Origin of the sequence: Pseudoalteromonas luteoviolacea NCIMB 1942, from assembly GCF_001625595.1 — a bacterium.
Classification (GTDB): Bacteria; Pseudomonadota; Gammaproteobacteria; order Enterobacterales; family Alteromonadaceae; genus Pseudoalteromonas; species Pseudoalteromonas luteoviolacea_A.
In genome coordinates this window covers 1-5059 of record NZ_AUXT01000080.1, presented here as the reverse complement: position 1 = coordinate 5059, position 5059 = coordinate 1, and the positions used below count along the sequence as shown (strand labels likewise).

Genomic DNA, 5059 nt, shown 5'->3' with positions numbered 1-5059 from the left:
ATCTGCTAAGAGTAACGTGTCCTCAAGCGTGTGGCTACCAGACAAGAAATCTCGTTCTGCTTCCACATCAGGACGAATGTCTATCTCACAAGGCTGCTCGCAGAATAGGTAACATGCAATTCGATTGCTACTGGACTGGTTGTGTTAAATCGCGCTGCAAATGTTCGGCCAACTATTTATGGAGTGCAAAGGAAGCGCAATCTTGGAGCAATACCCGATGAACACCTCTTTTGGAGAAAAATGAGCAATCGAGAGAAGAAAACGTCATTGAGGACATCGCCTGCTCAGTCAATTTTTTAAGCAAGGTTGTGAAATAGTTTGTAGTCAATCGCGCAATCAAAGTCGCTTTGCAAAGATTGGTGAATATCAGATAGGTTGGCATCCTTTTGAGTCGAAAGGGTTTTAAATGCAGCTTTTAAAAGCTGAACACATGAAAGCTTGCGTAATCTTTTTTGGAATTTAGCATTTTTAGCTTGTTGGTTCAGGTTATCAGATGAAAAGACAGCTTTAATTTGTTGGCAAATTTGGTTAAGGTTCATAAGCGCTCAGTTTTTGATTGAGTGATTGTTAGCGTAACCATTTGATCATTAACACTTAACAGAGTTCGCCTTCAAGTTTTCTTAAGATCCAACCTATGAACAAAGCCTATTGACGACTCGGTGGCTATTTACTGACTCTTTGAAGCAATTGCTAAGGGGCCTTTAAGTTGTTATTTTACCCAAAGAAATAATATATTATTAACACCTGTTTTATATATAGGGCGCTAGAATAGAGGCCTTATCAGTCTATACTAGGTTATTTATGAAACCTTTCTCTTTATCGGTTGTTTTGACTGCCTCGTTATTTGGCGCGGGATGTGAGCAAATATCGACACAAGAACTTGAAAATACTAACAAAAATGAAAAAACAATCCGAATAGCGACCTTCAACGTCAGTATGGAAGCCACAAATTATAATAGAGATGCAGACCTTGATATTTCAGGAAATGCGCTAACCAATGCATTAAAAAGTGGCAAAATTGAACAGATCAATAACATCGCCAAAATCATCCAAAGGACACGTCCGGATGTGATTTTGCTCAATGAATTTGACTATATAGCAGACCCTGAACAGGGGATTGAGTTATTCAAAAAAGCATATCTTGAACTCCCTCAAAGTGGGTTCGCGCCTATTGAATATCCTTATGTGTATCTTGCGCCAGTCAATACGGGTGTTAAAACCCATCTATCAGGTAAAGAGTCTCACTTAACGCACTTTGGCTTTGGTAAGTACCCAGGACAATACGGCATGGTGCTATTGTCGAGATACCCTATAGATACAAACCAAGTGCGTACCTTCCAAAACTTTTTATGGAAAGATATGCCCAACAATTTAATGCCAATAGATGAGAAAGGCAGTAGCTGGTTTGGAGAGCAAGCACACGCAATTATGAGGTTGTCCTCTAAATCCCATTGGGACATACCAGTCAATGTGTGTGATAAGCAAATCAATGTACTGGCTAGTCACCCAACACCACCGGTATTTGATGGGCCGGAAGACAGAAATGGCAGACGTAATCACGACGAAATTCGTTTATGGAAAGACTACATTAGTGACTCAGGAAACAGCTATTTATACGATGATAAAGGTCAGGGAGGTGGAATAAGCAATCAATCATTTGTCATTTTGGGTGATTTGAATGCAAGCGCTGTTGAAGGTGACGCACATCCAAATGCGATTAGTCAGTTATTGAAGCATGACCGCATAAACAGCTACGCAGCGCCAGAGTCACTGGGCGGCAAACTAAACAAGCCTGAAAATGTAAACGGATCTACCCACACGGCACATTGGGGCATGCGAGCTGATTACGTGCTCCCTTCGGCAGATTTAGCTGTGGTAAATAGTGGCGTTTTCTGGCCAAAAGAAGGTAGTGAAGGTGCTGAGCTTGTGGCAAATCGAGGTGCTTCTTCAGATCACAGATTAGTTTGGGTGGACATCAAGCTGCCAAAGATTCAATGCTCAAATTAGTTTGAGCATTGAATCAGTTTTAATATGGACTGTTAGATTCGGACAATAGGGCAATCTGGCTGTCGTATATCGCCAGAGGCGGACGGTCGTAACGCCTCAATATTGCGCATATATGTTAAGTATACATGGCGAAGAATGAGCGCAAGCAATGGGTTTTGCCTGCAAACCACAATTGACTTATTATCAGCTTTTAACTGTACTAGCTCAGACTTGATCTGACAGTTACCCATTTTTCTATCGGTGACTGTCAGTTTAGTTTTGAGCTAAGTTCTTTCCAGCTGTTAACACCAAGCGTTTTGTCGTACTTTAATTACCACGCGATTTTGTCTTAATCGCTAATTACCAAGGGAAATTGACGGTTATCTTTAACCGTGTTCTTTGAATGTTTTGTATAAGCATTTGAGGAGCGCTAAGGGTGATTGTTTTGAATTCCAAAGCTCAATTAACTGTTGATGTCATTGCTAAAGTGGCGGAGCGTAAAATTACGATAGCGAATGCCGCTAAGCTCCTCAATAAATCCAGACGTACTGTCGAACGTTACTTACAGCGTTACCGAAGCCAAGGGTACAGTTCGTTGTTCACGGGAATACGGGCAGTGAGCCAGTTAATAAAACTCCAGATAGGCTTAAGCAGCAAGTTCAGTCGCTGATCCGCGAGAAATACTATGATCTGAACCTGTTGCACCTCGCCGAAATGCTTGAGGCTCACGAACACATTGTTGTTAAGCGCGAGACACTGCTTAAGTGGGCACATGATATCCATCATGTAAAACGAGCCAAGCGTAGGCGTAGCCTTGTTCACAAACGCAGAGAACGGATGGAAGCACCAGGGCTAATGCTGCAAATGGACGGCAGTACACATCGCTGGTTCGGTGATAATAAATCGTGCTTAATCGCTATGATTGATGATGCTAACAGTGATATCCATGCAGAATTTTTCCCCTCAGAAACTACCGCCGGATGCCTTAAAGTTATGCGAGCAGTGGTTGAGAAATACGGCGTGTTTAAAACTCTGTATGTTGATAGAGCTGGCATCTTCGGTGGCCCTAAACGTTGCAATTTCTCCCAGATGCAACGGGCCTGTGAGGAGTTAGGAATTGAAATCATCTTTGCCAGTTCTCCTCAAGGAAAAGGTCGTATTGAACGTGCCTTCGATGCTCTGCAAGACAGGTTGATGCCCGAGTTACGGCTCAACAATATTACTGACATGACGAGCGCTAATAGCTACCTTCAACATGTCTTTATCCCCCAGTTCTGGCGTAAAAACCTAGTTGTTAAATCAAGAACGCAAGACACGGATTATAAGCCAGTGTCGCGCTATATCAATCTGGATGACATCTGTGTAACAAAGGTTTATCGGAAAATCCGTAACGACCATACGTTCAGCTATAGAGGCACATTCTACTTTATAGATTCACCACTTAAGCACTCTATTGCGAACCAAAAAATCGAAATCCATGCTGGTAAAAATAAGCAGTTCGATGCTTACTTCGCTGGACGAAAGCTACAGATAACAGAAGTCACTGAGCCAGAAAAAGCTTGAAGTATTGGCTCTGGCTGACAGGCTTGGAAATGTGGCAGAAGCTTCCCGTCTTAGTGGCGTTTCTCGCGATACCATTTATCGTCATCGTAGGCTGTTTAAAGAAGGCGGAATTGATGCACTAAAACGGCAGGAAACGCCAGACCGTCATCACAAAAATTGTACTGACAGAGCCATAGAAGAAATCGTCATCGAATTCTCTCTGGCTAACCCACATCTGGGTCAATCAAAAGTCTCGCGGCTACTAAAATCCGAAAGAAATGTGGATATACACGCTAGCGGCGTCCGCAATGTTTAGTTGAGGGAAAAGATGAATACGACTGCGTTACGATTGGCAAAACTTGCTGAAGCGCGGCAACATTGATAGTGTGATTACGTCAGAATCGCTTGGTACTTATACCGCCTGTTTCCCTTGGTAATCACACTAATTCAATTTACTATATAGAAGCATCACACAACGACTCTGGGCTTGTTCAACACCCAGATAAGGTGTCGGCTTCGCGATATCTATCCGTATTTGTTATGCTACTGATTTTATTGATTTTCCCTGAGTAAAAAAAACCCAACCGAAGAACACCATAAATATGAAGTCATTCAACCCGTAGATACTATAGAAGACCCCTGCAAATAAGTCCTGTTCAAAAACGACACCGAGATTGTTATCTTTGAACCACAGCAACCAAGCAACAACGTAGGCAAGCTTTTCTACTGCAAATGCACCTGCTAGCCAGTTAATACCACTTGTGACCTTTGCCGCACCTAGAAACACTAAGCCCCACACCATAATCATAAGCAAGCCAAAGTTTGACATTACTACTGGGTCAAAGTCATTGATTACCGAATTTGTGAAAGCTCGTGAGAATAAAAGTACAGCAACAATGTTAATCATACCCGCTGCTATAAAACCAAATTTAACTGTTCTCATACTTTATCCACCATCCAAATACTTCTTTTACCAATGTGAGATACACACTGAATGTAACATCAAGTCTAGCAAACACTTGGTGATAGTTTGGATAATTCGCATAAATAATCAATGAGGTCATAGTAAATGATTTTTCATATGTATTGCACTCTTCCCACAAACAACTCCCCAAACTATTACGAGGGCTGTGGATTAATTAAAAACTAGGATCAAACTACTCTGCCCCTGTACGATCCCCACAAAATAATTACTATACGTCTGGATAATCATATTCTACTCCCACATTTTGTAGCTTCTTAATGGCATTTAAGCAGCTTCGCATATACAGCTTTATTCCTTTATCTGCGGATACACGTTGGCCAATAAATTGTAATGACAGTACGTTATCTGTTTTTAAAGAGTTAGCTTGATACTGCCTATCTTTGCTCTCAAGTTTAGCCGTCATCCCTAAAATCATAAGAAACCAGTGTGCCAAGGTGGTGAGTAATATAAGCAAGGATAAACGGCTTTGTATGGTTGTTTTGTTGTAGGTGAACCCTTGCCCAAAACGTCTACTTTTCATGTCTCTGAACCCTTCTTCTATCTGCA

At 41.7% G+C, this 5059-nt stretch carries 5 protein-coding genes and 2 pseudogenes; 4 read left to right on the top strand and 3 right to left on the bottom strand.

Annotated features, from left to right (window positions below):
• Window positions 1-296: 296 nt before the first annotated feature.
• Window positions 297-539, bottom strand: a complete 243-nt coding sequence (locus tag N482_RS05190) for a hypothetical protein (RefSeq protein WP_063375869.1) — start codon at window positions 537-539, stop codon at window positions 297-299.
• Window positions 540-801: 262 nt separating this feature from the next.
• Here N482_RS05190 and N482_RS05185 point away from each other — a divergent pair, with 262 nt between their 5' ends.
• The 4 genes and pseudogenes from N482_RS05185 to N482_RS25880 all read left to right on the top strand — a co-directional run bounded on the left by N482_RS05185 (window position 802) and on the right by N482_RS25880 (window position 3844).
• On the top strand, window positions 802-2007 hold the full coding sequence (locus N482_RS05185; protein ID WP_081227767.1) for an endonuclease/exonuclease/phosphatase family protein: 1206 nt from the start codon (window positions 802-804) through the stop codon (window positions 2005-2007).
• 415 nt (window positions 2008-2422) lie between these two features.
• A pseudogene (locus N482_RS25980) lies at window positions 2423-2575 on the top strand (helix-turn-helix domain-containing protein); the annotation flags it as partial.
• The gene (locus tag N482_RS25885; RefSeq protein WP_331245811.1) at window positions 2524-3549 is read left to right on the top strand and encodes an ISNCY family transposase; all 1026 of its coding nucleotides are present in this window, start codon (window positions 2524-2526) and stop codon (window positions 3547-3549) included. The pseudogene N482_RS25980 and the gene N482_RS25885, both read left to right, overlap by 52 nt.
• Window positions 3550-3553: 4 nt before the next feature.
• The gene (locus N482_RS25880) at window positions 3554-3844 is read left to right on the top strand and encodes a helix-turn-helix domain-containing protein (RefSeq protein ID WP_269202101.1); all 291 of its coding nucleotides are present in this window, start codon (window positions 3554-3556) and stop codon (window positions 3842-3844) included.
• 222 nt (window positions 3845-4066) lie between these two features.
• On the opposite strand, the gene N482_RS05175 is transcribed toward N482_RS25880, so the two are convergent.
• Together N482_RS05175 and N482_RS05170 are read right to left on the bottom strand one after the other, a co-directional pair.
• A complete protein-coding gene (locus tag N482_RS05175) occupies window positions 4067-4471 on the bottom strand; it encodes a hypothetical protein (protein WP_063376059.1) in 405 nt (134 codons plus the stop codon).
• 250 nt (window positions 4472-4721) lie between these two features.
• Window positions 4722-5059 (bottom strand): annotated as a pseudogene (locus tag N482_RS05170) (hypothetical protein); the annotation flags it as partial.